This is a genomic window from Agrobacterium salinitolerans (assembly GCF_002008225.1).
Classification (GTDB): Bacteria; Pseudomonadota; Alphaproteobacteria; order Rhizobiales; family Rhizobiaceae; genus Agrobacterium; species Agrobacterium salinitolerans.
This window is the reverse complement of record NZ_MRDH01000039.1, coordinates 38,491-65,093: the sequence shown is the minus strand read 5'-3', so window position 1 is coordinate 65,093 and position 26,603 is coordinate 38,491. Positions and strand designations below refer to the sequence as shown.

Genomic DNA, 26,603 nt, shown 5'->3' with positions numbered 1-26,603 from the left:
TCGATTGCCAGACACACGAAAGGCGGCCCGTCGGCCGCCTTTTTATTTGGGAAGATTCCTCACCCTTATCCGCCAGAGCGTCCCGTCCCTGCGGGCGATCGCTTTTGCGAAAGCTCATTCGATGAGCTTCAAAACCTTGTCGAAGACCTTCAGAACTTGCGGCAACTCATGCCCACGTTTTAAAATGCGGCCATCCGTATTCACCACGCAATAAGCACCCTGTTTCGCCGCCAGCTTGGGGTTTTTCTCGATCCTGAAAAGCGGCATTTCACCTGAGCGCTTGAAGACGGAAAACACTGCTTTTTCCTTCAGGTGATCGATGGCGTAGTCACGCCATTCGCCCTCTCCCACCATGCGGCCATAGATGCGCAGAATCGCATCCAGCTCGCGGCGGTGAAAGGTGACCGGCAAAGGGTCCTTGTTCTTTTTATATTCGCGGAGATCGATGACGGTGGAATTGTCACGTGAAGCGGTCTGCACCTGCCGCACATCCGGTTGATCGGTCATCCAATACCTCCGATTCCACCCAAATCATCCGTGCAGTGTGAGCCTGAGAGGGCGAAATTGCAAGTCTTTGCACCGGCATGGCGTACAGGACAGGGGAATTCCGGGCAGGGTTTGACAAGCCTTCGATGCGCAGCGGAACCGGAAGACGGCAGCGCAGAACTGCGCCCGCCGTTTCTCGGACAAGCGCTGCCAACTGCAAAAGCAGGGGTTAAAAATGGTAACCATTTAGGCAGCCATTTTCGCGTAGGCTGCCGTATTTCGGTCAAACCATGGCCTGAATTGGGTGGAATAGTCCTATTGTCAATTGATGCCTAGGCACCAAGATGACCCGGTCCGGTGCATTGACCCTTTACCCCCAGCCCCCAATGCCCGGACCGGATCTTCCATCGCCTTACCGGCGATCAAGGGTTTTCATTTCCAAGCAGGATACTGGCGCCGACGATTGCCGCGGGATCGCCACCGGCGTTGGCTGTCTGCAAAAGCACGGCGCAGCCGCCCTTTTTCACCTTGGCCACCACGCTCGCCGGAAGCTTCACCGTCATTGGCGAACCATCCCACATGCCGACTGTCTGCACATCATAGACGCTGTGCCAGTAGGACATTTTTTTCCCCTGGTTTTCGCCCTTCTGCACATCCACGGTCTGCTCGCGCGTGAAATACGCAACGACGACATCGGCCTTGCCGCTGCCAGCGCCAATATCGATCTCCACCTCGTCACCGGCAAATTTCGACGAGACCGGCACGTTTAGTCCCTGGCCTTCGCGCTTGAATGCATCCAGCCTGTCATAGATGCCCCGCACATCCGCACCCTTGACGTGGTCGCGGCCGTTCAAAATGGCCTGCGGCGTATAGACCCCGTTGCGGCCAAGTGCGCGCATGTAACCATATTGCCGTTCGGTATTTTCCTTGGATGCCAGCGAATCGGTCCAGCCGAGATAGTTCCAATAATCGACATGGTAAGAAAGACCGACGACATCGCCCTTCTGGATCATCTTGCGCAGGGCTTCATCCGCCGGCGGGCAGGATGAGCATCCCTGCGAGGTGAACAATTCGACGACGCCCTTCACGGCCTCCTGCGCCTGCGCGGAGGTGACGAGAAACGTGCCGAGAAGGCATATCGACAGAGGGAATTTCAGCGGCATTACAAAAACCTTTGTCCGGAAGAGATCCAGACGAATTGATGCGATCAATCCTGCCGGATGCAAACCGGAAAATAACGTCTAACGCCCTTCAATAGAAAGTCACGAAGGGGTGAGCGACAATCACAAAAAAAGAGACCGCAAAATGAAAGGCGCCGGGATTTCTCCCGACGCCTTCGATCGTCAAAGTATTAAGCGGCCAGATCGCGCAGAACGGTCTGCAGAATGCCGCCATTGTTCATGTAGATCACCTCATCAAGCGTATCGATGCGGCAAAGAAGCGGAACTTCCTTCACCGACCCATCGCTATAGGTGATCTTGGCGATCTTCTTTTCACGCGGCTTGATTTCACCTTCGAGACCATCGATCTCGACGATTTCATCGCCCTTGAGGTCCAGGCTCGCCCAAGTCGTGCCTTCCTCGAAGACGAAGGGAACGACGCCCATGCCGACCAGGTTCGAACGGTGAATACGTTCGAAGGACTGCGCAATGACGGCCTTGACGCCAAGCAGGTTGGTGCCCTTGGCCGCCCAGTCGCGGGACGAGCCGTTACCATATTCGACACCGGCGAAGATGACGAGCGGAACACCCTCGGCCTTGTACTTCATGGCCGCGTCATAGATCGACATCTCTTCCTTGGACGGATAGTGGATGGTGTAGCCACCTTCCTTGCCGTTCGGGCCGAGCATGTGGTTGCGGATGCGGATATTGGCAAAGGTGCCACGCATCATCACTTCGTGGTTGCCACGACGCGTACCATATTGGTTGAAGTCCGCAACAGCGACGCCATGCTCCGTCAGATAGGCACCGGCAGGCGAAGCGGCCTTGATCGAACCGGCCGGAGAAATATGGTCGGTGGTGATCTTGTCGCCGAAGAGACCGAGGACGCGCGCGCCCTTGATGTTCTTGAGGCCCGAGCCCTTTTTACCCATGCCAACAAAATAGGGCGGGTTCTGAACATAGGTGGACTGGTCGTCCCAGGCATAGGTCTGGCCCGGCGGAACCTGAACGGCCTGCCAGTTCGCATCGCCCTTGAACACGTCGGCATACTTCGTTTCGTAAAGCTCACGGGTGACGTATTTCAGGATGAATTCCTGGATTTCCTTGGAGGTCGGCCAGATATCCTTGAGGTAGACCGGATTGCCGTTCTGATCGTCGCCGATCGGCTCCTTGGTCAGATCCTTCTGGACCGAGCCGGCAAGGGCATAGGCGACGACGAGCGGCGGCGAGGCCAGATAGTTCGCCTGAACGTCAGGCGAAATACGACCTTCGAAGTTGCGATTGCCCGAGAGAACACCGGCGGTGATCAGGCCCTTGTCGTTGATCGTCTTGGAGATCGCAGGCGGCAGCGGACCGGAATTGCCGATGCAGGTGGTGCAGCCGAAACCGACGAGGTTGAAACCGATCGCATCGAGATCCTTCTGCAGACCTGATTTGTCGAGATATTCGGCAACGACCTGGCTTCCCGGTGCCAGCGAGGTCTTCACCCATGGCTTGGACTTCAGCCCTTTGGCGACCGCATTACGGGCGAGAAGGCCGGCGGCAATAAGAACGGAGGGGTTGGACGTGTTCGTGCACGACGTGATGGCGGCAATAGCCACATCGCCGTGACCGAGATCGAACTCCTCGCCCTCAACCGCATAGCGGCTGTGGAGCTGGCCGGGCTTCTTGTAGTCGTTCTCGAGAGCCGTCGCGAAATTCGGCGCGATGGTTTCGAGCGGCAGGCGGCCTTCCGGACGCTTCGGTCCGGCCATGGAGGGCACGACATCGCCAAGATCGAGTTCCAGCGTGTCGGTGAACACGAGGTCGGAACCATCGCCGGTGCGCCACATGTCCTGCGCCTTGGAATAGGCTTCGACGAGCGCGATACGGTCCTTTGCGCGGCCGGACATGGTCAGGTAATTGATGGTTTCACCATCAACCGGGAAGAAGCCGCAGGTCGCGCCATATTCCGGGCCCATATTGCCGATGGTTGCACGGTCGGCCAAAGACATCGAATCGAGGCCGGGGCCGAAGAATTCGACGAACTTCGAAACCACGCCCTTCTTGCGCAGCATCTGCACAACGGTCAGAACGAGGTCGGTCGCGGTGACGCCTTCCTTCACCTTGCCGGTCAGCTTGAAGCCGATGACCTCAGGCAGAAGCATGGAAACCGGCTGGCCGAGCATGGCAGCTTCAGCCTCGATACCACCGACGCCCCAGCCGAGAACACCGAGACCATTGATCATCGTGGTATGCGAATCCGTACCGACGCAGGTATCCGGATAAGCGATCGTCTCGCCATCCTCTTCCTTCGTCCAGACGGTCTGGCCGAGATATTCGAGGTTGACCTGGTGACAGATGCCGGTGCCGGGCGGGACAACGCGGAAGTTCTTGAACGCCTGCTGGCCCCACTTGAGGAAGCGGTAACGCTCGCCGTTGCGCTCATATTCGAGTTCGACGTTGCGGGCAAAAGCATTCGGCGTGCCGAATTCATCAACGATAACAGAGTGGTCGATGACGAGATCGACGGGCACCAGCGGATTGATCTTTTCCGGATCGCCACCGAGAGCCTTGATACCGTCGCGCATGGCGGCGAGGTCAACCACGGCGGGAACACCGGTGAAGTCCTGCATGAGAACGCGGGCGGGGCGGTAGGCAATTTCGGTTTCGGTCAGGCCCTTGTTACCAAGCCATTCGGAAACCGCAAGGATATGCTCCTTGGTGACGGACTGGCCGTCCTCGAAACGCAGCAGATTTTCCAACAGAACCTTCATGGAATAGGGCAGCTTGGAAACGCCCTTCAGGCCATTGGCTTCAGCCTTGGGAAGGCTGAAATAGACATAGTCCTTACCATCAACGGTAAGGACGGAACGACATTGAAAACTGTCGAGTGACTTGGGCATGGATTAAAACCCCGCTTACACTGATAGCCAACACGTTCGTGCGGACACCTATGCACTCATGCACATCAGGATGCGGGTACGACCATTTCCGCTGTCCGCACGTGAAAATTGCTCCTCGCAATCGTCAAGTCCGGCGCAAGATGATGTTCACGCCGGCCGCTGGCGTGGTTGACACCCATATAGATAATTTCGGAGAAACGTGCCAGACCATTCCACGAAGCTAATCGATTTTTTTATCGAGACGACGAAATCTGAAACGGAATCGCAGCATGGATTTGACGGCGGAAAATCTTGGCGTGCGACGCGGCGAAGATTTCATATTCATGAACATTTCCTTCAAGTTAAGCGATGGAGAGGCTCTGGTGCTGACCGGCCGCAACGGCTCGGGAAAATCCACTCTCCTGCGGACAGTCGCCGGCCTACTGCGCCCCGAACAAGGCAGCGTAAAGATAGCCGGCGAAGGGGTTGATGAGGAGATGCGGCCGTCAGAGGCTTGCCATTATCTCGGCCATCGCAATGCCATGAAAACCGAACTGACCGTTTCGGAAAACCTGCGCTTCTGGAAGGAATTCCTCGGCGACTTTGCCGGCGGCACGGGCATGATGATTGATGAGGCAGCGGAGATCGTTGGCCTTGCCGGCATTACCCACCTGCCCTTCGGTTATCTCTCCGCCGGCCAGCAGCGCCGTTTTGCCATGGCAAAGCTTTTGATTGCATGGCGACCGGTGTGGATACTCGATGAGCCGACGGCGGCGCTCGACAAAGCTGCGGACGGGATGTTTACCGATCTCGTCAAAAGCCATTTGGGGAAAGGCGGGATTGTCCTGGCTGCGACCCATCAGTCTTTGGGGCTAGAGAAAGCGCGTGAATTGCAGATGACGGGTTTTGCGGGTGTGGAGGCTTGGCCATGAACGGTTTGCGCGCGGGGCATACCCAATGACCGCCCTCTTCCTCCGCGATATCAAACTCTCCATCCGCGCCGGCGGCGGCGCGATGATCGGCGTGCTATTCTTCATGACAGTGGTTGCCGTCATCCCCTTCGGCGTCGGTCCTGATCTCAACCTGCTCGCGCGCATCGGCCCGGCCATCGTCTGGATCGGCGCGCTTCTGTCCGCCCTTCTCGGCCTCGACCGGCTGTTCCAGGCCGAGCGGGATGACGGCTCCCTCGATTTGATCCTGATGCAGGAAACCCCGCTTGTGCTGACGGTTTTCGTCAAATGCTTGGCGCATTGGGTCACGACCGGCCTGCCGCTGGTGCTGGCGTCGCCATTGCTCGGCCTGTTCATGAACATGGACGAGGTGGCGATCGGTGCCGTGATGCTCACACTTTTTGTCGGCTCGCCCGCCATCACGTTCATCGGCGCGGTGGGCGCGGCGGTCGCGGTCGCATTGCCGCGCGGTGGGCTTCTGGTTTCCATCCTCGTGCTGCCGCTCGCCATTCCCGTGCTGATCTTCGGCGTCAGCGCCTCCTATGCGGCAGTGCAGGATCCGGCGCCCTTCATGCCGCCATTCCTCATTCTGTGTGCGATCACGTTATTTTCAGCCGTGACCGGCCCTTTCTTCGCCGCTTTGGCACTGCGCAATGGTATGGATTGACGAAACTGCAATGCACGATCCCCTGTTGACAGGGATCAATTGCGGGGCGGCCATTCTCGGGTTACACAAACGGCATGAACGAGCAGACCTTCACCATCACCAAATTCAGCGATCTCGCCAACCCTACCCGGTTTCTGGCGCTGGCGGCGCGCATTCTGCCCTGGCTCGCTGTGCTCACGGCGCTGGTGCTGGCCGCCGGCCTCTATCTCTCCTTCACGTCAGAAGGTGACTATCAGCAGGGTTACACCGTGCGCATCATGTATGTGCACGTGCCGTCCGCCTGGCTCGCAATGATGTGTTATTCGGTCATGGCGGTCTCCGCAATCGGCACCCTCGTCTGGCGTCACCCGCTGGCGGATGTCAGCCACAAGGCCGCCGCCCCCATCGGTGCTGCATTCACGCTGATTGCGCTCATCACCGGCTCGCTCTGGGGCAAGCCCATGTGGGGAACCTGGTGGGTTTGGGATGCGCGGCTCACCTCCGTTTTTGTGCTTTTCCTGATGTATCTCGGACTGATAGCGCTCAACCGCGCCATGGATGACCCGTCGAGAGCCGCCCGCGTCAGCGCCGTGCTGATCCTCGTCGGTTTCGTGAATATTCCGATCATCAAGTTTTCGGTCGAGTGGTGGAATACGCTGCACCAGCCGGCAAGCGTCATCCGCATGGGCGGTTCCGCCATCGATGCGGAGTTTCTGTGGCCTCTTCTGACCATGGCGATCGGTTTCACGCTACTGTTCTTCACCTTGCACATTGCCGCAATGCGCAATGAAATCTGGCGCAGGCGCGTGGCCGCGCAGCGGCGGCTTGCCGCGCGCATGGTCAACCGGGAGGGCTGAGGTGATGACACACGCCTTTTATATCGGCATGTCCTATGCAGCGACCGGCCTTGTCGTTCTCTGTCTCATCGCCTGGGTCGTTATGGACGGCCAGGCACGCAAACGGGAACTGAAGCAACTCGAAGCATCCGGCGTGCGCCGCAGGGCGAGAAGCGCTTCCGCAGGTGATGCGCAATGACGCAGGCCGACCACGACACCAAGGCCAAAACAACAGGCCGCAGCCGTTATGCGCTGGCGCTGCTGCCGCTTCTGCTGTTTGGTGGTTTTGCCCTTGTCGCCGGCAAGATGCTCTACGATCAGGACGTGAATGGCCTGGATATCAGCGCCATTCCTTCCGCACTCATCGGCACCAAGGCCCCCGCCCTGTCGCTGCCGCCACTGGAGGGCTCGAACCTTCCGGCGCTGACCGATGCCGCTATCAAGGGCAAGCTGACACTGGTCAATGTCTTCGCTTCCTGGTGCATTCCCTGCCGGCAGGAGCACCCGCTGCTTCAGGAATTGTCAAAGGATAACCGCATCACCGTCGTCGGCATCAACTACAAGGACAAATCGGACAATGCGCTGCGCTTCCTCGGCGAACTCGGTAATCCATTTGCCGCAATAGGCGTCGATCCGAACGGCAAGGCGGCAATTGACTGGGGTGTTTATGGCATTCCCGAAAGTTACCTGGTCGGCGCCGATGGCACGATCCTTTATAAAAAGGTCGGTCCCTTCGACGCCCGTAGCATAGAGCGAGACCTGCTGCCGGCCATCGCAGCGGCGACAGGAAAATAGCCGCCGCGCCAGAAGGATGTTACGCCTTGGCAATGACCCGGAGCGCAGGCCCTTCCGCAGGCAAACGTATGCCTTCCAGCACGACCTGATCGCGACCGCCGCGCTTTGCGGCATAAAGACTGTCGTCGGCCCGCTTGATGGCATCGTGAATGGAATGGTCTCCCCTCGCAACAGCCGAGACGCCGAAGCTTGCGGTGATCTGGCTGGCGACGCCGCGGTTGCGCCAGTCGAGAGACGAAAGACCCGTACGCATGCCATTGGCAAGCTGGCCGGCCGCAGCAGCAGTTTGTCCGGGCAGGAAGACCACGAATTCTTCACCACCGAAACGCGCCACCAGCGCATCCTCGGGCGCGTTTCGCCTGAGGAGATCGGCAAGGCCGATGAGCACGATATCGCCAGCCGCATGACCGTAGACATCGTTGATGCGCTTGAAGTGGTCTATGTCACAGGCGATGATCACGCCTTCTGGCGTATCGTTGCGAAAATCGGGAACGCGCCGGTCGAAACCGCGGCGATTTAACACGTCCGTCAGCGGATCATGTTCCGCCGCATGCTGGTGACGGTCGACGGTGACGGAAATCTGGCTCGCAAGCACCGACAACGCCAGCAGAAAGCCGAAGATGCTGGCGGCAAGCTGCATGTAAAAAGCATAGTCCGACTCGAAGAATTCGCTGAGCTCGACCATAGAGCCACCCGGCGTCATCACCAGCAGCATGCCGATACGCACCAGCGTTTCCAGCACCACGAGCGAGGCGATGGTCACCATCAGCCTATCGGCAAGCGCAGCCGGCCGCTTGCGCACGAGCCAGACCGGAAAGGCGAGCAGCAGGGCGCAGACGAGATCGCCTATGACGAGTTCGCGTTTCAGATCCGGCGTGACGAAAACATGGAACGAGACCAGCAATACCGCCACCGCCACGATCGACAGCCGCGCCTTGGTATAAAGCGGCCGTTCGAAATGGGTGAGCAGAGCGTGGCCATAAAAGAAGAAGGCGGAGAAGAACAGCAGATTGGAGAGGATCGCCTGGACTTCGAAAGGCAGGCCGCCAAGCACCAGAGGTGTGGCGAAACCAAAAGCCGCCGCAAGATATCCGATACCCCAATAGCGAGCCGAAGCGTGGCCGATCCTTTGCAGGAACAGGAACACCACGCCGAATGTCAGCATGATGAAGGGAAGAAGATAGGCGAAATTATCTTGCAACGGGGTCTGCCGGGAAAGGGACGAGCTTTGTACGCGAAGGTTAGCGGAACGCCATTAAGAAAACCTCCCAATAAAGAGATGCTTTTGCGGCTTTCCGGCTGGAATTCCAATGGGCCGCTTCACATTTGCGGGAGCGCGTTCTGCCATTCCTTGATCGCTTCGACGGGCCAGACCAGCATCACCACGTTCAGCGTGAGATTATCGCGGATCAGCCAGCCGGTGAAGATTTCGAAGAAGATGGCGATCACGACCGTCAGCCATACCGGTACGCGGGCGGCAAAGAGGAAACCCAGCGCCATGAAAACCGTATCCATCGCCGAATTCAGGATGCTGTCGCCGGTATAACCCAGCGCCATGGTCGCCGTGCGGTAGCGATCAATGATAATAGGCGAATTTTCGAGAATTTCCCACGCCGCCTCCACCAGAACCGCAAAAGAAAGCCGCATGGAAAACGGTTTGTTGCGGAACAACAGCCACGCGAACCAGTAAAACAGGAACCCGTGAATGATATGCGAGGGCGTATACCAGTCGGCCAGATGCTGGGAATTGCCCGGTGTGTTCACGCCCGGCTCGAACAGCTTCACATAACCGCATTCGCAGATCGGAATGCGGCCCATGGCGTAGAGAATGACGATTTGCAGGAGAAGCAGGCCGGCGGCCACGCCGAACCATTTGAGCGAACGCGAACGGGAAGCCGGCATCTCCGCAACTGTCATTTTTCGTCCTTGTTCAGCGGCTCGACCGAATGGCGCATGACGAGCGGCATCTGCGCCATGGTGAAGATGATGGTGATTGGCATGGTGCCCCAGACCTTAAAGGCCACCCAGGTGTCTGTAGAGAACATTCGCCATACAACTTCGTTCAGCACCGCCAGAAAAAGGAAAAAGATGCCCCAGCGCAGCGTCAGCTTGCGCCAACCCTCATCCGTCAGCTTGAAGGCGGAATTGAAGACGTAACCCAGCAAAGACTGCCCGAAGAACAGGCCACCCAGCAGAATGACACCAAACAGCGTGTTGACGATGGTCGGCTTCATCTTGATGAAAGTATCGTTCTGCAACCACAATGTCAGCGCACCGAAAACGAACACCACGATGCCTGATATCAGCGGCATAATCGGCAGTTTGCGCGTCAGGACCCAGGAAACGGAAAGCGCAATCGCCGTCGCGATCATAAACAGGCCGGTGGCAATGAAAATCGGGCCACCGAACTCTGTCAGGACCGGAAAAGTGGTTGCAAGCCATTCGCCACGCGAATTGGCGAAAAAGAAAACGACAAGCGGGCCAAGCTCGAGCACGAATTTCAGGAGCGGACTGATTTCCGCCACCATCTTTTCGCTTTCCTTGGAATTGCTTTCAATATCCATACTCAAACTCCCGCAATGGCCTTGGCGAAATCTTCCGCCTCGAAGGGCTCCAGATCATCAACACCTTCACCCACACCGATGAAATAGACCGGCAGCTTGTGTTTGGCGGCGATGGCGACGAGGATACCGCCCCGCGCCGTGCCATCCAATTTTGTCATAATCAGGCCCGAAACGCCCGCGACATTACGGAATATTTCCACCTGGTTCATGGCGTTCTGGCCCGTCGTCGCATCCAGCGTCTGCAACACGGTATGCGGCGCATCCGGATCGAGCTTGCCGAGCACGCGCACGATCTTTTCCAGCTCCGCCATGAGTTCCGTCTTGTTCTGCAGGCGGCCGGCCGTATCGATGATGAGCACATCGCTTTTCTGCGCCCGCGCCTGCTCATAAGCGTCGTAGGCAAGACCGGCCGCATCCGCACCGAGCTTGGTGCCGATGAATTCAGAGCCGGTGCGGTCCGCCCAAATCTTGAGCTGCTCGATCGCCGCCGCGCGGAACGTATCGCCGGCCGCCAGCATCACCTTGAGGCCCGAGCCGGAAAGCTTGGCGGCAAGCTTGCCGATGGTCGTCGTCTTGCCCGTACCGTTCACACCGACGACGAGGATGACATGCGGCTTGTGTGAAAGATCGAGCTCCAGCGGCTTGGCGACAGGCTTAAGGACCTTGGTGATCTCGCCCGCCATGATGCGCGCCACATCCTCGCCGCTGACATCCTTGCCGTAGCGTTCCGAAGACAGGGCGCCGGTGATGCGCATGGCGGTCTCGACCCCGAGATCGGACTGGATGAGAAGATCTTCCAGCTCGTCGAGCGTATCCTCATCCAGCTTGCGTTTGGTGAAGAGTGCCGAAATCTGTGTGGTCAGCTGCGACGACGTGCGGGCAAGCCCTGCCCGCAGGCGCTGAAACCATGTCAGTTTTACCTGCGGTGCCGCAGGGGCAGGCTCCTCCCGCTCACTGGCGGACGAAAAACCCTTCGGTAGAGCTGGCGGTATAGCGGCGGGCTGGGCGGTGGTCGCAGCTTCGGCCTCGTCAAGCAGCGCATCCATCGCATCCGCATCCAACACGACATCCGCTACTTCCGGGGCAGATTCGACCTGCTCTTCGGCGGCGGCTTCCGCCTGTAGCAACGACAGCGGCACTACACCCATATCGCCGGAAAGCTCGGCACCGGGCAGAAGCGGTGCGTCCTCTTCCTCATCATCGTCGGAAAGGACCACGTCCGTCGCCTCGTCCGGGGCAGGTCCGCCGGCCGTCTCCATCTCCAGTTCGGAAACCGGGTCCTTGTCAACAGGGCCATGCGCTTCGGCGTCGCTTAGCGCCGCTTCGAAAGAAGCGTTTTCATTGTCGCGCTTAGGCGCGGCGTCCTCTTGCGGCCGCTCTTCCGTTTCGGCCTTGTCCTTGCCGAACGAAAAGACTTTTTTGATGAAGCCGAGGGCCATGGTCGTTCCCGTGTCTTTTCTCTTGTGTCGCCTCAGGCCGCATCCGCCGCCAGAAGCTTCATCTTCAGATGTTTGCCGTTGTGGCCGGTAATCGAAACCTGCGCAAGAGTGCGCGGGGCAAGATGCGGTGCCTCCACCAGCGTGAAATTGTCGGTATGGGCAAAACCGTTGTTTTCAACGAGGATCGTCTGCGCCGAACCGACCATACCTTGCAGATGCGTAAACCGCAGCGCCTCGCCGCGCTCCCGAAGCCTTGCCGCCCGCTCCTTCACCAAAGCCCGGTCAAGCTGCGGCATGCGTGCCGCCGGCGTACCCGCTCGCGGGCTGTAGGGAAACACATGCAGGCTGGAAATGCCGCATTCTTCCGCAAGCGTCGCGGCGTTTTCGAACATGTCTTCCGTCTCTGTCGGAAAACCGGCGATCATATCCGCACCGAAAGCGATATCCGGCCGAAGCGACCGCACCTCGTGACAGAAACGAATGGCGTCTGCCCGCAAATGGCGGCGTTTCATGCGTTTCAGGATCATGTCGTCGCCATGCTGGAGTGACAGGTGCAGATGCGGCATGAAACGCGGCTCGTCGGCAATCAGATCCATCAGATGGCCGTCGGCCTCGATACTGTCGATGGAGGAAAGCCGCAGCCGCAGGATGTCCGGAACCTGCTTCAGCAATGTCTTGGCGAGATAACCGAGGGAAGGCTCGCCCGGCAGGTCCGCGCCATAGCTCGTGGCATCCACCCCGGTCAGCACGATTTCGCGATAACCGCTCTCCGTCAGCCGACGGGCCTGATCCACCACCGCACCCATCGGCACGGAGCGCGAATTGCCGCGCCCATAGGGGATGATGCAAAAAGTACAGCGATGGTCGCAGCCATTCTGCACCTGAATGAAGGCGCGCACGTGCCCGTCTATGTGCTTCACCATCTGCGGCGCGGTCGCCTTGATGCTCATGATATCGTTGACGCGCAGCTTTTCTTCCGCTGAGACGCCAAAATCGGGCAGCGCACGATAGGAGGCGCTTTTCAGCTTTTCCTCATTGCCCAGCACCGCATCCACCTCGGGCATGTCGGCAAAGGTCTGTTTTTCAGTCTGGGCAGCGCAGCCGGTAACGATGATGCGCGCGTGCGGATTGTCGCGCCGTGCACGCCGGATGGCCTGGCGCGCCTGGCGCACCGCCTCGCCCGTCACGGCGCAGGTATTGACCAGCACGGCATTGTTAAGCCCGGCCTTTTCGGCCTCCGCCCGCATCACTTCCGATTCATAGGTGTTGAGACGACAGCCGAAGGTTATGACCTCGACGCCGCTCATACAGCCCCCCGCTCGACCGCATCCCGCGCCCAGACGCCCGTGACGGGATCGACGGAACCGGACCATTCCCATTCGGCAGGGCCGGTCATGATGACGTGGTTATCCTCGCGCCAGTCGATGGTCAGCGGCACACGGATGGGGCTGGAGGCGACATCGATGGTGACCTTTCGGCCGGTGCGGCCGGTACGGGCAGCGGAAACGGCCGACGCACAGGCAGCGGAACCGCAGGCAAGCGTCAGCCCGGCGCCACGCTCCCAGGTGCGGGTGCGAAGCGCGCTGTCGGAAATCACCTGCGCCAGCGTGATATTGGCCTTTTCCGGAAACATCGGGTGATTTTCGAGAAGCGGTCCGAAACGTTCGAGATCAAACGTCATGGGATCGCGATCCACCCAAAAAATCGCATGCGGATTGCCCATGGACATGACGGCCGGCGAATGCAGAATAGGCGCGTCGATCGGCCCGATCTGCAATTCGATGCGGCTCGTATCGTGGAATTCCTCAGACAGCGGAATGTCGCTCCAGCGGAATCTGGGCTGACCCATATCGACCGAAATCATGCCGTCTTCATGCTCGACGGCATTCAGAATGCCGGCGACCGTCTGGAAGGTGAAGCTGGTCTTGCCGGTTTCGGAAGACAGCGCCTGCACCACGCAGCGCGTGCCGTTGCCGCAAGCCTGCGCCTTGGTGCCATCGCAATTGAGGATATCGATGTAAGCATCCGTGCCGCCGACACGCGGATCATGGATCGCCATGATCTGGTCGAACTGCGTGGCGGGATCGGAATTGAGGGCGATTGCCGCATCAGGCATCACCATATCTTTGCGGCCGCGCATGTCGACAACGAGGATCTTGTTGCCAAGCCCGTTCATCTTCGCAAATTCGACCGTGTCCGCCATCGCCTTAAAACCTGAAAACTGCCTGAAAACCGGGTTGCATGCGGGATTTCCCCGCGCTTTCGCCCTATATGGCGGAAAGGACGGGAAATTACCAGACTGTTGCGGCGCAAACGGGGCGCCCGTCAGTCGGAAGGCACGTCGAAAACCTCACCCGGGCGCATCGGCCGGAAACGGCTTTCCTCCACTCCCTGCTCCGTCAGCGCTGCCTTGAGGGCCACAAGCGGCGCATCCACCGCCTCATCGGTGAGTTGTACCGTACCCCAATGGTGGCCGCAGACATGCGCCGCACCGCAAAGCTTCATGCCTTCCACAGCTTCCGCCGGGTTCTGGTGCTGGCCCTTCATGAACCAGCGCGGCTCGTAAGCGCCGAAGGGCAGGTTGGCGAGGCGGAACTCGCCATGCTTCTTTCGCGCGGCGTGATAGTTGAGTCCCTCATGGAAGCCGGTATCGCCGATATGGTAAATCTTGCCGCCAGGCGTTTCGATGACGAAAGCCGCCCAGAGCGCCATCCGCCGGTCATTCAGGCCGCGCGCCGACCAGTGGTGGCAGGGCTCAAAGTGAATTTTCACCGCACTGGCATCGATCACATCGCCCCAGTCCCCCACCTCTATACGGGCCGCCTCGACACCGGTGCGGATGATGGCGTCATTGCCAAGCGGCGTGATGAAAAGCGGCTTGTGCGCCACATGCAGGCGCTTCAGCGTTTCCATATCCAGATGGTCGTAGTGATTATGCGTCACCAGCACCAGATCGATGGGCGGCAGATCCTCGAAACGGATGCCGGGCGGGTTGACCCGCTTGGGACCGGCAAAGCTGAATGGGCTCGTGCGCTGCGACCACACCGGATCGATGAGAATATTCAAACCCGCCGTCTGGATGAGAAACGAGGCATGGCCGACAAAAGTGACGCGCATGTCTTTGCCTTCGATCCGCGCTTCCGGCTTCGCGAAGGGAAAGGGGCTGGGGTAGCTTTCCGGCCATGTGGAGCGCTCGCCATTGAAGCGCCACTTCAAAAGGCCCATGAAGTTGCCGGGCGGCGTGCCGCCAGGATTGAAAAAGCGTATCCCGTCGAAATGATCGGAGATAGGGCCGCTGTAATAGGCGCTGGCGCTCGAACGGCGGGCATAAAGGCCGCCGCCTGCCAGAGCGAGCAGACCAACAGCGGAAAAACGGAAAAATTTTCGACGGTTCATGAGAAATGTATAGGTGGCGAAGAAGCAGCCTTCAAGGAGGACCCATCATGGCCTGCTGAAGATCACGAAAAGATGAAATCAGCGCTTTCGCGGCTGAATCCCGCCGCCGCCTTGACTTTTCCCGCACTTTCCTGTTTATCCCGCCCATCAGCTGGCAGTTTCACGACTCCAAGCCGCCGACCGGGACCCGAAAAGGTATAAAGAGATCCCGGAGGTCAACACCCGACAGCGCGATGCGCCCTCGGGTGCTTTTTGGCTTTGCGTCTTGTTTTTGCCAGCGAAAGCACCGACGTTTCGGAGACCCCGGAACGAAGAAGGAAGAAACGATGTTTGAAGACCTCCAGGACCGCCTTGGTTCCATTCTGAATGGACTGACCGGCCGTGGCGCGCTGACGGAAGCCGATGTTGCCGCCGCCCTGCGCGAGGTTCGCCGTGCGCTTCTGGAAGCGGACGTGGCGCTGGAAGTCGTGCGTTCCTTCACCGACAGGGTGCGTGAAAAGGCTGTCGGCGCAGCCGTCCTGAAATCCATCAAGCCCGGCCAGATGGTCGTCAAGATCGTGCATGACGAGCTGGTCGAGATGCTGGGCACCGAAGGCGTTTCCATCGACCTTCACGCCCCCGCCCCCGTTGTCATCATGATGGTGGGTCTGCAGGGTTCGGGTAAAACCACGACCACCGGCAAGATCGCCAAGCGCCTGACCGACCGCGACAAGAAGAAGGTGCTGATGGCATCTCTCGACACGCGTCGTCCGGCCGCACAGGAACAGCTGCGCCAGCTCGGCGTCCAGACCGGTGTCGACACGCTACCTATCATCGCCGGCCAGTCGCCGACGGATATTGCCGCGCGCGCCGTGCAGGCCGCAAAGCTTGGCGGCCACGACGTTGTCATTCTCGACACCGCCGGCCGCACCCATATCGACGAACCCTTGATGCTGGAAATGGCCGACATCAAGAAGAAGTCCAACCCGCATGAAATCCTGCTGGTGGCGGATTCGCTGACCGGTCAGGACGCCGTCAATCTGGCGCGCAACTTCGATGAGCGCGTCGGCATAACCGGCCTCGTTCTTACCCGTATGGATGGTGACGGACGCGGTGGTGCGGCCCTCTCCATGCGCGCCGTCACCGGCAAGCCGATCAAGCTCATCGGTATCGGCGAGCGCATGAACGAACTCGATGAGTTCCATCCGCGCCGTATCGCCGACCGTATTCTCGGCATGGGCGACATCGTCTCGCTGGTTGAGAAGGCCGCCGAAAACATCGATGCGGAAAAAGCCCGCGCCATGGCCGAGAAGATGGCCAAGGGCAAATTCGACCTCAACGATCTCGCCGACCAGCTTGCCCAGATGAAGAAGATGGGCGGCATGGGCGGCATCATGGGTCTTATGCCCGGCATGGCCGGCATGAAGGACAAGATGGCTTCGGCCGGCATGAACGACAAGATGTTCGACCGCCAGATCGCCATCATCTCGTCCATGACCAAGGCCGAGCGCGCCAATCCGGATATTCTGAAACACAGCCGCAAGAAGCGCATCGCCGCCGGTTCCGGCACCGATGCCGCCGAAATCAACAAGCTCCTGAAAATGCATCGCGGCATGGCCGACATGATGAAGGCCATGGGCGGCAAGGGCAAAGGCGGCATCATGAAGCAGATGATGGGCGGCCTTGCCGGCAAGATGGGCCTCGGTGGCATGATGGGCGGCGGCATGCCTGATTTGTCCAACATCGATCCGAAGCAGCTTGAAGCACTCCAGAAGCAGGCGGAAGCCGCCGGTCTCGGCAAGCCGGGCGCGATGCCCGGTCTTGGCGGGCTACCTGGGGGATTGCCAGGTCTTGGCGGCGCAAAGCTTCCAGGTCTCGGCGGCATGCCGGGGCTTCCCGGTTTTCCGAAGAAGAAGTGAGGCACACCGGTGAACGATGTAGAGGTGAAAGCCCAGCTTTCCGAATACCGCCAGTCGATCGACAATATCGATGCCGCGCTGGTTCACATTCTTGCCGAACGGTTTCGCTGCACCAAGGCGGTGGGCGTATTGAAGGCAAAATACAGTTTGCCGCCGGCTGATCCGGCGCGCGAGGAATACCAGATCGAACGCCTTCGCCGTCTTGCGAAGGACGCCAATCTGGATCCGGATTTCGCCGAGAAGTTCCTGAACTTCATCATCAAGGAAGTCATCCGGCATCATGAAGCAATCGCCGCCGAACATGGCGGCCTCGACAAGACCGCCTGAACGGCGGACAAGCCATCCTAAGGAGTATATAACATGGCACTTAAAATTCGTCTCGCACGCGGTGGCTCCAAGAAGCGCCCGTACTACCAGATCGTCGTTGCTGACGCCCGTTCGCCCCGCGACGGCCGTTTCCTCGAGAAGGTCGGTTCCTGGAACCCGATGCTCGGCAAGGACAACCCGCAGCGCGTTGAGCTGAAGGCTGACCTCATCAAGGAATGGATCGCCAAGGGCGCACAACCGACCGACCGCGTTCTGCGCTTCCTCGCTGAAGCCGGCCTTGCCGAGCGCGCCGCTCGCAGCAACCCGGAAAAGGCAAAGCCGGGCAAGCGCGCTCTCGAGCGTATCGCTGAAAAGAAGCAGAAGGCTGAAGATGCAGCCGCTGCTGCTGCGGAAGCCTCTGCTGCAGAATAATCTGCACGGAAACTTTTGAAGAACGGGTGGTGTGGTTTTCCATGCCGCCCGTTTTTTGTTTATTTTGGCGTCAACAAACCTTAAAGCTGACGCAACCAACACCAGAAGACGGACGGCCCGATGGCAAAGCTGGAAAACCCGATACTCATGGCAAAAATCGGCGGCGCACAGGGCCTGCGCGGCGAAGTCCGTGTCAGTACCTATACGGACGACCCCATGGCGCTGGGCGATTATGGCAATCTGGTTACCGCCGATGGTCGCGTCTTCGAGATTCTGGAATTGCGCGAGGGCAAGAATGTCGTCGTCGTCCGCTTCAGAGGCATCAACGACCGCAATGCGGCGGAGAGCTTGAACGGTCTGGAACTCTTCATCGACCGCGACAATCTGCCTGACGACGAGCTTGACGATGACGAGTTTTATTATGCCGATCTCGAAGGGCTGGAAGCCGTCGATGCGGAGGGCAGAAGTTATGGCGCCGTCAGCGCCGTCTATGATTTCGGCGCAGGTGACCTGCTGGAGCTGAAAGGTGCAGGCCGACGCCCTGCCCTCATTCCCTTTTCGGAAGCAGCCGTGCTGGAAATCGACCTCGAAGCCGGTCGCATTCTCATCGATCCGATGGCCGCCGGACTGATCGACAATACCGATGACAAGGACGAAACCGGCGTATCGCCTTTCGGCAAGAAATAAACCATGACCTTCAAGGCGACCGTTCTGACGCTTTACCCGGAAATGTTTCCGGGGCATCTCCAATATTCGCTGGCCGGCAAGGCGCTGGAGCGGGGGCAATGGTCACTGGACGCCGTGCAGATCCGCGAATTTGCCACCGACAAACACAGAAGCGTTGATGACACGCCGGCAGGCGGCGGCGCCGGCATGGTGCTGAAACCCGACGTTCTGGCGGCGGCCATCGACCATGTTTCCAATGGCGATACACGCCCGCGGCTACTGATGAGCCCGCGCGGCAAGCCTCTGTCGCAAAACCGTGTGCGTGAACTGGCGGCCGGAGAGGGCGCGATTATCGTCTGCGGTCGTTTCGAGGGTGTCGACCAGCGGGTGATAGAGGCGCGCGGGCTGGAGGAAGTGTCGATCGGCGATTACATCCTCTCCGGCGGTGAGCCGGCGGCGTTGACGCTTCTTGACGCCGTCGTCCGTATCCTGCCCGGCGTTATGGGCAACGATCTTTCCGGTGTTCATGAGAGCTTCGAGGGCGGACTGCTGGAACATCCGCATTATACCCGCCCGCAGGTCTGGGAAGGCCGTGACATCCCCGCCATTCTCACTTCCGGCAACCACGCCGTCATCGACAGGTGGCGTCATGAACAGGCGCTGAAGCTGACGCAGGAAAGACGTCCGGACCTTCTGGTAAAGGCTCAGGCCGAAACGAAATAATAGGCCGTCAGCACCAGCCCGACGGCGATCACCAGCCAGCGGATGATCCATTGCGGCACCCGCCGTGCCGTATGCACGCCCGCATAGCCGCCAAGTGCGGCCGCGGGGAACATGATGAGCGCCGCCCACCAGGAAACGACGCCGCCGCTGACGAAGATCGCGATTGCGATAACGGCGATCACGACTGACAAGAGGTTTTTCAGCGCATTCAGATGATGATAGCTGCCTCCCGAGGTTATTCCGAGAATGGCCAGCATCATGATGCCCATGCCAGCGCCAAAAAAACCGCCATAGACGGAAGCGAGTCCCTGGAAAATGAGGCTCGGCAGATTGCCGGGCGAACGTTCGACGCTCGCTTTTGGCCTCAGCCACGGGCCGGCAGCGAAAACGGCGGTTGCAGCGAGAAGTAGCCATGGCACAAGCTGGCGGAAGGAAGGATTGTCGAGCGACAAAAGCAGAAGCGATCCGGCCAGCCCGCCAACGACTGAAACGGCAGACAGAAGGATTGCCTCGCGCCAATGGGCGCGAATTTCAGGCCCATAGGCGATGACAGAGGTGACGTAGCCCGGAAACTGCACGATGGCTGACGTGGCGTTGGCGACGATCGGCGGCAGGCCGGCCAGCGTCATCGCGCCGAAGGTCAAAAAAGTGCCGCCACCGGCAATGGCATTAACGACACCCGACAGAAAGCCGGTGGCGAACAGCATGAGAATAACGAATACGGACATAGCCCCTCCCAAGGTTCCCATGCCATATCCGCCAGCGCGCTGCTTCGCAACTGCCGGAACGCGGCGCGTAATTGATAAAATATTGTCATGAAAGGGATGACAAACGGCGCTGCCTCGTGTATGTGCCCGCGTGGAAATGGGAAATATCCCAACCGAAAGCAAAGAATGGCGAACCCGCTCCTGCCGCAAGGCATGGTCTGAAGGCATTGACCGACAGACGAACCGTTGAGCGCTCTGGCTGTTTCAGAAGAAATCAGAGGTTAACATGACCAATATTATTCAGCAGCTGGAAGCCGAACAGGCCGCCAAGATCGAAGCAAAGCGCACCCTGCCCGAGTTTTCTCCGGGCGACACCCTGCGCGTCAACGTGCGCGTTACCGAAGGTAACCGTACCCGCGTACAGGCTTACGAAGGCGTTTGCATCGCCCGTTCCGGCGGCGGTCTTTCCGAAAGCTTCACCGTTCGCAAGATTTCCTACGGCGAAGGCGTCGAGCGCGTATTCCCGATCTACTCCCCGCTGGTCGAAGGCGTTGAAGTCGTTCGCCGCGGTAAGGTTCGCCGCGCGAAGCTCTACTACCTGCGCGACCGTCGCGGTAAAGCTGCCCGTATCGTTGAAAACACCGGTACGCGCGCCCGCAAGCTGAACGAGTCCGAGCGTCAGGCGCTTGCCGACGAGAAGGCGCGTCTGGAAGCCGAAAAGGTAGCAGCAGCTCAGGCTCTCGCCGCAGAAAAGGCAGCAGCCGAAGCCGCAGAAGCCAAGGCAGCGGAAGAAGCAGCAAAGGCTGCTGAAACCGCAGCGGAATAAGATTTCCATTTCGATGGATTGATCAAAAGGCGGCCTTCGGGCCGCCTTTTTTGTTGCGCTGATGTAGCGCAACAAGCCATGCGAGGAAAATGCCGCTTGAAAGCCGCGTTTGGCAAGCATTGGCTGGCCAGAGAGAATACCGACGTTCTTTCAGTCATTTGCTTCGCCGAAAGATCCGGCAGATTTCGACCGGCAACAAATGCTGACCTGATTTCCCGCAAAACTGTTTTAGCCAATCTTCGAACAGCATTGCCTAATTGCATTTATTGTGCAATTTTCTAGCCGTTTCAGGTGTTATTATGTTTTTATTTAATTCTTTTTTAACAAAAAATAAGTCCGCTTTTTTCGCCGTTGGTCTCGCCAGCGCGTTGATGAATGTTCTTAATCTTTCCGGCTCGCTTTTCATGCTGGAAGTTTACGACCGCATTTTGCCAAGCAAGAGCATTCCATCCCTTGTGGCGCTGGTCGTTCTCCTGATCGTTCTCTACGCGTTTCTGATGGGGTTCGACGCGCTGCGAGGACGCATATTGGCGCGCATCTCGGACAATATGGACGACGCGCTCAATCAGAAGCTTTTCAGGGCGTCAATCACTGCCCCGCTCCTTGCCTCGGGGAAGATTGATGGGCTGCAGATCGTCGGCGATCTCGATCAGATCCGCCAGTTTCTCTCCGGGCCAGGTCCGGCGGCTTTTTTCGATATTCCCTGGCTGCCCATCTATCTGCTGATCTGTTTCGCCCTGCATCCATGGATCGGGTTTGCTGTGCTCGGCGGCGCCTTGGTTCTTATCGTACTGACGCTTCTGACTAATTGGTTGACCGAAAGGGCGACAAAACAGGCTTATACTGCACGAGGCCAAAGAAACGTCCTCGTCGGCAGCAGCCAGCGCAACATTGAATCCATCAAGACCATGGGCATGATGGGGGCGGTGACATCCATGTGGGACGAGCTACATTCCAGATATCGCGCCGTCACCCTGTCGACATCCGATACGGCCGGCATGCTCGGCGCCATGTCGCGAACATTCCGGCTGCTGCTGCAATCCGGCGTCATGGCGATCGGCGCCGTTCTTGTCATCGACGGCAATGCATCGGCGGGCAGTATCATCGCAGGGTCGATCCTCTCCGCAAAGGCGCTCGGCCCTGTCGAACATGCGATTGCGAACTGGCGCAGCTTCATGACCGCAAGACAGGGCTGGAAACGCGTCAACGAGTTCCTGGAACTGGTGCCCGAACCCTCGCCGCCGCTCTCCCTGCCCCGCCCGCAATATACCGTAGCGGTTGACCGTGTAACCGGTGGACCGCCAAACGGCGCGCGCGATACGGTTGCCGATATTTCCTTCACGCTGAACGCGGGCGATGGTCTCGGCATCATCGGCCCAAGCGCCTCCGGCAAATCCACGTTGGCACGCTTGATGACCGGCATCTGGCCCTATGAACGCGGTTCCGTCCGCTTCGATGGGGCCGCGCTCAACCAGTGGGATTTCGAGTTTCTCGGCAAATCCGTCGGCTACATGCCCCAGCAGGTGGAGCTGATGCCCGGGACTGTGGCGCAGAATATTGCGCGCTTCGACCGCGATGCGACAGCGGAAGCAGTTGTCGCCGCGGCCAAGGCCGCACAGGTGCATGAGCTGATCCTGAACCTGCCCAACGGTTACGATACCTATATTGGCGACCGTGGCGAGGCTTTATCGGGCGGACAAAAACAGCGCATCGGCCTTGCCCGCGCCCTGTTTGGCGAGCCTTTTTTCGTTCTTCTCGATGAGCCGAACTCCAATCTGGACAGCGAAGGCGAAGCGGCCCTGCGCAACGCCATTGGCGACATCAGGGCGCGCGGCGGCATCGTCGTCGTGATTGCCCATCGCCCCAGCGCCATTGAAAGCGTCAATCTGGTGATGGTGATGAGCAACGGTCGGATGCTGCGTTTTGGCACGAAGGAGGAGGTGCTCGCGCAAATACTGCGGCAGAATATCCGCCAGGTGCCTGAGGAGGAAGAGACGCGCAAGATTGAAAACCGGGTGAGCGAAAATGGTTGAGACGGAAAAAACCGGCAGGACAAATGCCTCCATTCTCAAACACTCGACCGCGGTGGTCGTTCTGGCGCTCGGCCTGTTGGTCGGATTGGGCGGGTGGGCTGCTTTTGCAAAGCTTGCCGGTGCGGTGGTCGCCACTGGCCGGGTCGTCGTTGAAGGCAATTCCAAAAAGATCCAGCATCTTTCCGGTGGCATCGTCAGCGAGATAAATGTCGCCGAAGGTGACAGGGTTGAAGCCGGTCAGATCCTGTTGCGGCTGAGCGCGACCGTCGTGCAGGCGAACCTCTCGATCGTTGAAAATACGCTTGCGCAACTCTACGCGCGACGGGCTCGTCTGCGTGCGGAAATTGCCGAGGCGACGTCTTTCACCGTGCAGGAAGATCTGGCGGCCCTGACGAGTTCCAAGGCGGCCAAAACCTTTATCGACAGCGAACAGAACCTCTTCAACAGCCGTCGCAACGCCTTGATCGGCATGAAGAAGCAGCTGGCAACTCGCAAGGATCAGCTCGCCGACGAGGCTCGCGGCCTCGAGGTGCAGGTGCAGGCAACGGACAATGAGCTTACCATCGTCAAAGAAGATGTTTCCAAGACGGACGAGCTCTTCAAAAAAGGGCTTGTCACGCTTCAGCGCCTCAATCTCCTCAAGCGCCAGCTTTCCAATCTCGAAGGCCAGCAGGGCCAATACATCGCCGCCCGGGCACAGACGGTGGGCAAGCTGAGCGAATTGGACCTGCAATTGCTTCAGCTCGATGAAGACCGGAAATCGGAAGTCACGAAAGATCTGACATCGATCGAAGCGACCGTCGCGGAATATGAAGAGAGGCTGGCGGCAACGCGCGATCAGCTGGATCGCCTTGACATCCGCTCACCGATTGCCGGCCGCGTCTACCAGCTTTCAGTGCATAATATAAACGGTGTCATTCAACCGGGCGAAGTGCTGATGCTGGTGGTGCCTGAGCAGGATGAGCTTGCCATCGAGGCCAATATAACCCCACGGGACATCGATCAGATTTACGTCGGACAGCCGGTTACCATTCGTTTCACGGCGTTCAATCAAAGCACGACGCCGGATTTCAGCGCGCAAGTTGCTGTCGTCGCCCCCGACCTGCAGATGGATTCCCGGACCGGCACATCTTATTACGCGCTGCGTATCAAACCCGACAAGGCCGGAATGAGTCATCTGCCCGGCGGGAAACTATATCCCGGCATGCCGGCCGAAGTATTCATACAAACCAGCGAAAGGAGTGTTCTTTCTTATTTTGTAAAACCGTTCCAGGACAGGCTCAAAAAGACCTTCGTACAGGAATAAACAGTTTCCATTGCATAATTTTTCGAAAGGAATTTTCGCAACACGCTAAAGACGCACTTTATTCAAAAAAACAATTTCTTATATTGTATTATCATTTTTTACGTATTAAATATTACCCGCAATATTTATTACAAATTTAATTTCAATTCATCGATTTCTCAAAAATTTATGGGAGTGTAAAATGGCGTTAAAAGTAACTTTTGGTAATGGTGGCGCTGCTTCGGTCTCTTCGCTCACCAATCTGGTCGATCAGGAAGCTTATAAGCTCCTAACCGAATCCACAGCACAGGTCAAAAACGGTTCTTCGCTCGACTCCGGCGTGGTCAATGTCGGCGCGGTATCCGTTCCCGGCACCGGCGCGGGCGGCACGGTCGATGTCGGCTATGATCCCAGCTCTAACAGCTTCAAATTTGACGTGTCTTCGGCATGGAATTCGGTAAAAAACGCTCTCGCCCAGTCCGACACTTCTGAAAACCTTATCTTCAAGGATTTCGTTCAGGTCGATGTTCATCTCGGCGGCACCGGTTCGTCCAACGTTGAAGTTCTCAATGCCAAGCGTGGCAACATCTCGACCGGCGAAGGCAATGACACTGTCACCGTCTCTGTCATTTCGAACGACAAGGCTTGGGTAAACGCCTTCAACATCGACACGGGCGCGGGCAACGACACCATCGTGGTCAAGGCGGGCACGGCATTCGATGGCGGCGTTGCTGCCGGTACCAATGTCGTGAACGGTGGCGCTGGCGTCACCGACGGCAGCTTCACCTCCGTCAAGATCGACGCCGGCGCAGGCAACGACTCTATCGACCTGAGTGGCGTAAACCTCGCCTCCTCGCTGGTAACCGGCGGTAAGGGCATCGACCACATAAAGGCAAGCGGTGGCGCCGATACCTTCGTCTTCAATCTCGGCGACATGGCCAAGAGCTTTGCGACCGACACTATCGAAGGCTTCAACACGGCCATGGACAAGCTCAAGCTGGTCGGTACGGTACTCGACAACTGGGCGGTGTCGACGATCGATAATGACACCATCCTCACCTACAACGTCACTGGCGAGCACAAGGGCGAAAAGATCGTTGTCGCCGGTGTCCACCTGACCGGTAGCGACTGGTTCACCGCGTAATTCTCTCGAAGAGAATTCATTATTTGCCGCTTAAAATGATCGTGGCCCGGAGACATCCGGGCCACGATTTTTTGCATATGCGGCGATCGGCAACCGCTTCAGATGTCGCAATATTCCAAAATCAGGCCGCTTTGACCTGATTGCCCATTCTGCGCGTTGCGATGATGACCAGCACGCCTGCTAGCGCCAGGCAAAAGGCAAGGAAGAACATCGGCGCAATGGTGCTGCCGGTCTCATCCTTGATCCAGGGCACCACGTTCTGCGCCACGAAGCCACCCAGATTGCCGACGGAATTGATCGCGGCGATGCCGGCGGCCGCACCTGCTCCCTTGAGGAAGCGGCCGGGCAGGCTCCAGAACACCGGCTGGCCGGCAAAGATGCCGGCAGCGGCGATGCAGAGGAAGGCGAACTGCAGCACCGGGTCACTGAGCAAGGCCGACATCAACAGGCAAAAGGCGCCAATGAAGGCGGGGGCGACGATATAGGGCGTCTTGTTCTTTGCCTTGTCGGCTGCCAAAGGCACGACGAACAGGGCAACGGCAACGATCACCCAAGGGATGATGTTGATGAAGCCATTGGCGGTGTTGGAAACGCCGAAGCTCTTCACGATGGTTGGAAGCCAGTAGCTGAGACCATAAGCGGCCAGCGGGAATCCGACATAGCAGAGCGCCATGAACAGAACGCGCGGATTGACCAGCGCCTTGAAGCCATCCTCTGCATGCTCCTCCATGCCCTTGTTCTCTTGGGCCAGCCGGTTCTTCAACCAGTCCTTCTCATCCCGGCTCAGGAACTTCGCCTTTTCGGGTGTATCGTCCAGATAAAAGAAGGTGACGATACCCGCGATCACCGCCGGAATACCGGTCGCGAGAAACACCCATTCCCATCCGGCATAGCCGAGGAAACCATCCAGATCGAGCAGCATGCCGCCGAGCGGCGCGCCGATGGCATTGGCAAGCGCGCTGAAAATCATGAACAGGCCGATCATACGGCCGCGATAATCGCGCGGGAACCAGAGCGTCATCAGGAACAATACACCCGGGAAGAAGCCCGCCTCGCAGAGTCCGAGCAGGAAGCGCAGGATGTAGAACATCGTGGCGTTCTGCGTGTAGGCAAGCGCGATGGTGACGGCGCCCCAGGAAACCAGAATGCGGGCAAACCATTTGCTGGCGCCGAAACGGTTGAGGAACAGGTTGCTCGGCACTTCGAAGATGAAGTAACCGATGAAGAACAGCGAAGCGCCAAGGCCGTAAGCATATTCGCTAAGGCTCAGCGCATCGACCATCTGCAGCTTTGCGAAGCTGACATTCTGGCGGTCGATATAGGCAATGAGATAGAGAAGGCCAAGAAACGGCATCAGCCGCCAGGTGATCTTCGAGATAAGGGCTTTTTCGGATACCATATGCTTTCCCTCCCTTCGATTTCTCGTCGAAACGCAAATGATAAGGGA

26 protein-coding genes are annotated in these 26,603 nt (G+C 58.6%); 14 read left to right on the top strand and 12 right to left on the bottom strand.

Annotated features, from left to right (window positions below; translation table 11 throughout):
• Window positions 1–114: 114 nt before the first annotated feature.
• From BS627_RS23060 to acnA, 3 genes are all read right to left on the bottom strand, one after another.
• Complete coding sequence (locus tag BS627_RS23060) at window positions 115–507, bottom strand: DUF2794 domain-containing protein (protein WP_077985477.1); 393 nt, start codon at window positions 505–507, stop codon at window positions 115–117.
• A gap of 401 nt (window positions 508–908) precedes the next feature.
• Complete coding sequence (locus tag BS627_RS23055) at window positions 909–1,649, bottom strand: DUF1223 domain-containing protein (RefSeq protein ID WP_089153284.1); 741 nt, start codon at window positions 1,647–1,649, stop codon at window positions 909–911.
• Window positions 1,650–1,837: 188 nt separating this feature from the next.
• Window positions 1,838–4,531: an aconitate hydratase AcnA gene (acnA, locus tag BS627_RS23050; RefSeq protein ID WP_077985476.1), complete on the bottom strand. Its 2,694-nt coding sequence runs from the start codon at window positions 4,529–4,531 to the stop codon at window positions 1,838–1,840.
• A gap of 269 nt (window positions 4,532–4,800) precedes the next feature.
• On the opposite strand from acnA, the gene ccmA reads away from it, so the two are divergent.
• The 5 genes from ccmA to BS627_RS23025 all read left to right on the top strand — a co-directional run bounded on the left by ccmA (window position 4,801) and on the right by BS627_RS23025 (window position 7,737).
• Window positions 4,801–5,442: a heme ABC exporter ATP-binding protein CcmA gene (gene ccmA / locus BS627_RS23045; protein WP_077985475.1), complete on the top strand. Its 642-nt coding sequence runs from the start codon at window positions 4,801–4,803 to the stop codon at window positions 5,440–5,442.
• Between the two features lie 25 nt (window positions 5,443–5,467).
• Complete coding sequence (ccmB, locus tag BS627_RS23040) at window positions 5,468–6,127, top strand: heme exporter protein CcmB (RefSeq protein ID WP_077985474.1); 660 nt, start codon at window positions 5,468–5,470, stop codon at window positions 6,125–6,127.
• A gap of 74 nt (window positions 6,128–6,201) precedes the next feature.
• Complete coding sequence (locus tag BS627_RS23035; protein ID WP_077985473.1) at window positions 6,202–6,963, top strand: heme ABC transporter permease; 762 nt, start codon at window positions 6,202–6,204, stop codon at window positions 6,961–6,963.
• Between the two features lie 4 nt (window positions 6,964–6,967).
• Window positions 6,968–7,141 carry a heme exporter protein CcmD gene (ccmD, locus tag BS627_RS23030; RefSeq protein ID WP_077985472.1) on the top strand — a complete coding sequence of 58 codons (174 nt, stop codon included), beginning with the start codon at window positions 6,968–6,970 and terminating at the stop codon, window positions 7,139–7,141.
• Complete coding sequence (locus tag BS627_RS23025; RefSeq protein ID WP_089153283.1) at window positions 7,138–7,737, top strand: DsbE family thiol:disulfide interchange protein; 600 nt, start codon at window positions 7,138–7,140, stop codon at window positions 7,735–7,737. The genes ccmD and BS627_RS23025 overlap by 4 nt, the downstream gene beginning before the upstream one ends.
• A 19-nt stretch (window positions 7,738–7,756) precedes the next feature.
• Here the strand turns inward: BS627_RS23025 and BS627_RS23020 are convergent, their stop codons facing one another.
• The 7 genes from BS627_RS23020 to BS627_RS22990 form a co-directional block, all read right to left on the bottom strand.
• A complete protein-coding gene (locus BS627_RS23020) occupies window positions 7,757–8,938 on the bottom strand; it encodes a GGDEF domain-containing protein (protein WP_165691369.1) in 1,182 nt (393 codons plus the stop codon).
• A 119-nt stretch (window positions 8,939–9,057) separates the two neighbouring features.
• A complete protein-coding gene (locus tag BS627_RS23015; protein ID WP_077985471.1) occupies window positions 9,058–9,654 on the bottom strand; it encodes a DUF2585 domain-containing protein in 597 nt (198 codons plus the stop codon).
• Window positions 9,651–10,301 carry a septation protein A gene (locus BS627_RS23010; RefSeq protein ID WP_063951440.1) on the bottom strand — a complete coding sequence of 217 codons (651 nt, stop codon included), beginning with the start codon at window positions 10,299–10,301 and terminating at the stop codon, window positions 9,651–9,653. Before BS627_RS23010 ends, BS627_RS23015 begins: the two co-directional genes overlap by 4 nt.
• Before the next feature lie 2 nt (window positions 10,302–10,303).
• The gene (gene ftsY / locus BS627_RS23005) at window positions 10,304–11,740 is read right to left on the bottom strand and encodes a signal recognition particle-docking protein FtsY (RefSeq protein WP_077985470.1); all 1,437 of its coding nucleotides are present in this window, start codon (window positions 11,738–11,740) and stop codon (window positions 10,304–10,306) included.
• A gap of 32 nt (window positions 11,741–11,772) precedes the next feature.
• On the bottom strand, window positions 11,773–13,047 hold the full coding sequence (gene mtaB / locus BS627_RS23000) for a tRNA (N(6)-L-threonylcarbamoyladenosine(37)-C(2))-methylthiotransferase MtaB (RefSeq protein WP_077985469.1): 1,275 nt from the start codon (window positions 13,045–13,047) through the stop codon (window positions 11,773–11,775).
• On the bottom strand, window positions 13,044–13,943 hold the full coding sequence (gene dapF / locus BS627_RS22995) for a diaminopimelate epimerase (protein ID WP_077985468.1): 900 nt from the start codon (window positions 13,941–13,943) through the stop codon (window positions 13,044–13,046). Before dapF ends, mtaB begins: the two co-directional genes overlap by 4 nt.
• A 122-nt stretch (window positions 13,944–14,065) precedes the next feature.
• The gene (locus BS627_RS22990) at window positions 14,066–15,136 is read right to left on the bottom strand and encodes an MBL fold metallo-hydrolase (protein WP_077985467.1); all 1,071 of its coding nucleotides are present in this window, start codon (window positions 15,134–15,136) and stop codon (window positions 14,066–14,068) included.
• Window positions 15,137–15,462: 326 nt separating this feature from the next.
• On the opposite strand from BS627_RS22990, the gene ffh reads away from it, so the two are divergent.
• The 5 genes from ffh (at window position 15,463) to trmD (ending at window position 19,161) form a co-directional block, all read left to right on the top strand.
• Entirely contained in the window at window positions 15,463–17,034 is a 1,572-nt protein-coding gene (gene ffh, locus BS627_RS22980; RefSeq protein WP_077985466.1) for a signal recognition particle protein, read from the top strand.
• A 9-nt stretch (window positions 17,035–17,043) separates the two neighbouring features.
• Window positions 17,044–17,361, top strand: a complete 318-nt coding sequence (locus BS627_RS22975; RefSeq protein WP_077985465.1) for a chorismate mutase — start codon at window positions 17,044–17,046, stop codon at window positions 17,359–17,361.
• A 33-nt stretch (window positions 17,362–17,394) separates the two neighbouring features.
• Window positions 17,395–17,772, top strand: coding sequence for a 30S ribosomal protein S16 (gene rpsP / locus BS627_RS22970; protein WP_003520510.1), 378 nt, complete (start codon window positions 17,395–17,397; stop codon window positions 17,770–17,772).
• Window positions 17,773–17,892: 120 nt separating this feature from the next.
• A complete protein-coding gene (gene rimM / locus BS627_RS22965) occupies window positions 17,893–18,459 on the top strand; it encodes a ribosome maturation factor RimM (RefSeq protein ID WP_077985464.1) in 567 nt (188 codons plus the stop codon).
• A gap of 3 nt (window positions 18,460–18,462) precedes the next feature.
• A complete protein-coding gene (gene trmD / locus BS627_RS22960; protein ID WP_077985463.1) occupies window positions 18,463–19,161 on the top strand; it encodes a tRNA (guanosine(37)-N1)-methyltransferase TrmD in 699 nt (232 codons plus the stop codon).
• Here the strand turns inward: trmD and BS627_RS22955 are convergent.
• The gene (locus BS627_RS22955; RefSeq protein WP_077985462.1) at window positions 19,143–19,889 is read right to left on the bottom strand and encodes a sulfite exporter TauE/SafE family protein; all 747 of its coding nucleotides are present in this window, start codon (window positions 19,887–19,889) and stop codon (window positions 19,143–19,145) included. The genes trmD and BS627_RS22955 overlap by 19 nt on opposite strands.
• Before the next feature lie 265 nt (window positions 19,890–20,154).
• On the opposite strand from BS627_RS22955, the gene rplS reads away from it, so the two are divergent.
• From rplS to BS627_RS22935, 4 genes are all read left to right on the top strand, one after another.
• On the top strand, window positions 20,155–20,694 hold the full coding sequence (gene rplS / locus BS627_RS22950) for a 50S ribosomal protein L19 (protein ID WP_003520506.1): 540 nt from the start codon (window positions 20,155–20,157) through the stop codon (window positions 20,692–20,694).
• Between the two features lie 299 nt (window positions 20,695–20,993).
• Complete coding sequence (locus BS627_RS22945; RefSeq protein WP_077985461.1) at window positions 20,994–22,727, top strand: type I secretion system permease/ATPase; 1,734 nt, start codon at window positions 20,994–20,996, stop codon at window positions 22,725–22,727.
• Window positions 22,720–24,033, top strand: a complete 1,314-nt coding sequence (locus tag BS627_RS22940) for an HlyD family type I secretion periplasmic adaptor subunit (protein WP_077985460.1) — start codon at window positions 22,720–22,722, stop codon at window positions 24,031–24,033. The genes BS627_RS22945 and BS627_RS22940 overlap by 8 nt, the downstream gene beginning before the upstream one ends.
• 181 nt (window positions 24,034–24,214) lie before the next feature.
• Window positions 24,215–25,156, top strand: coding sequence for a calcium-binding protein (locus BS627_RS22935; protein ID WP_077985459.1), 942 nt, complete (start codon window positions 24,215–24,217; stop codon window positions 25,154–25,156).
• A gap of 121 nt (window positions 25,157–25,277) precedes the next feature.
• Here BS627_RS22935 and BS627_RS22930 read toward each other — a convergent pair whose 3' ends face one another.
• A complete protein-coding gene (locus BS627_RS22930; RefSeq protein WP_077985458.1) occupies window positions 25,278–26,555 on the bottom strand; it encodes an MFS transporter in 1,278 nt (425 codons plus the stop codon).
• Window positions 26,556–26,603 lie beyond the last annotated feature (48 nt).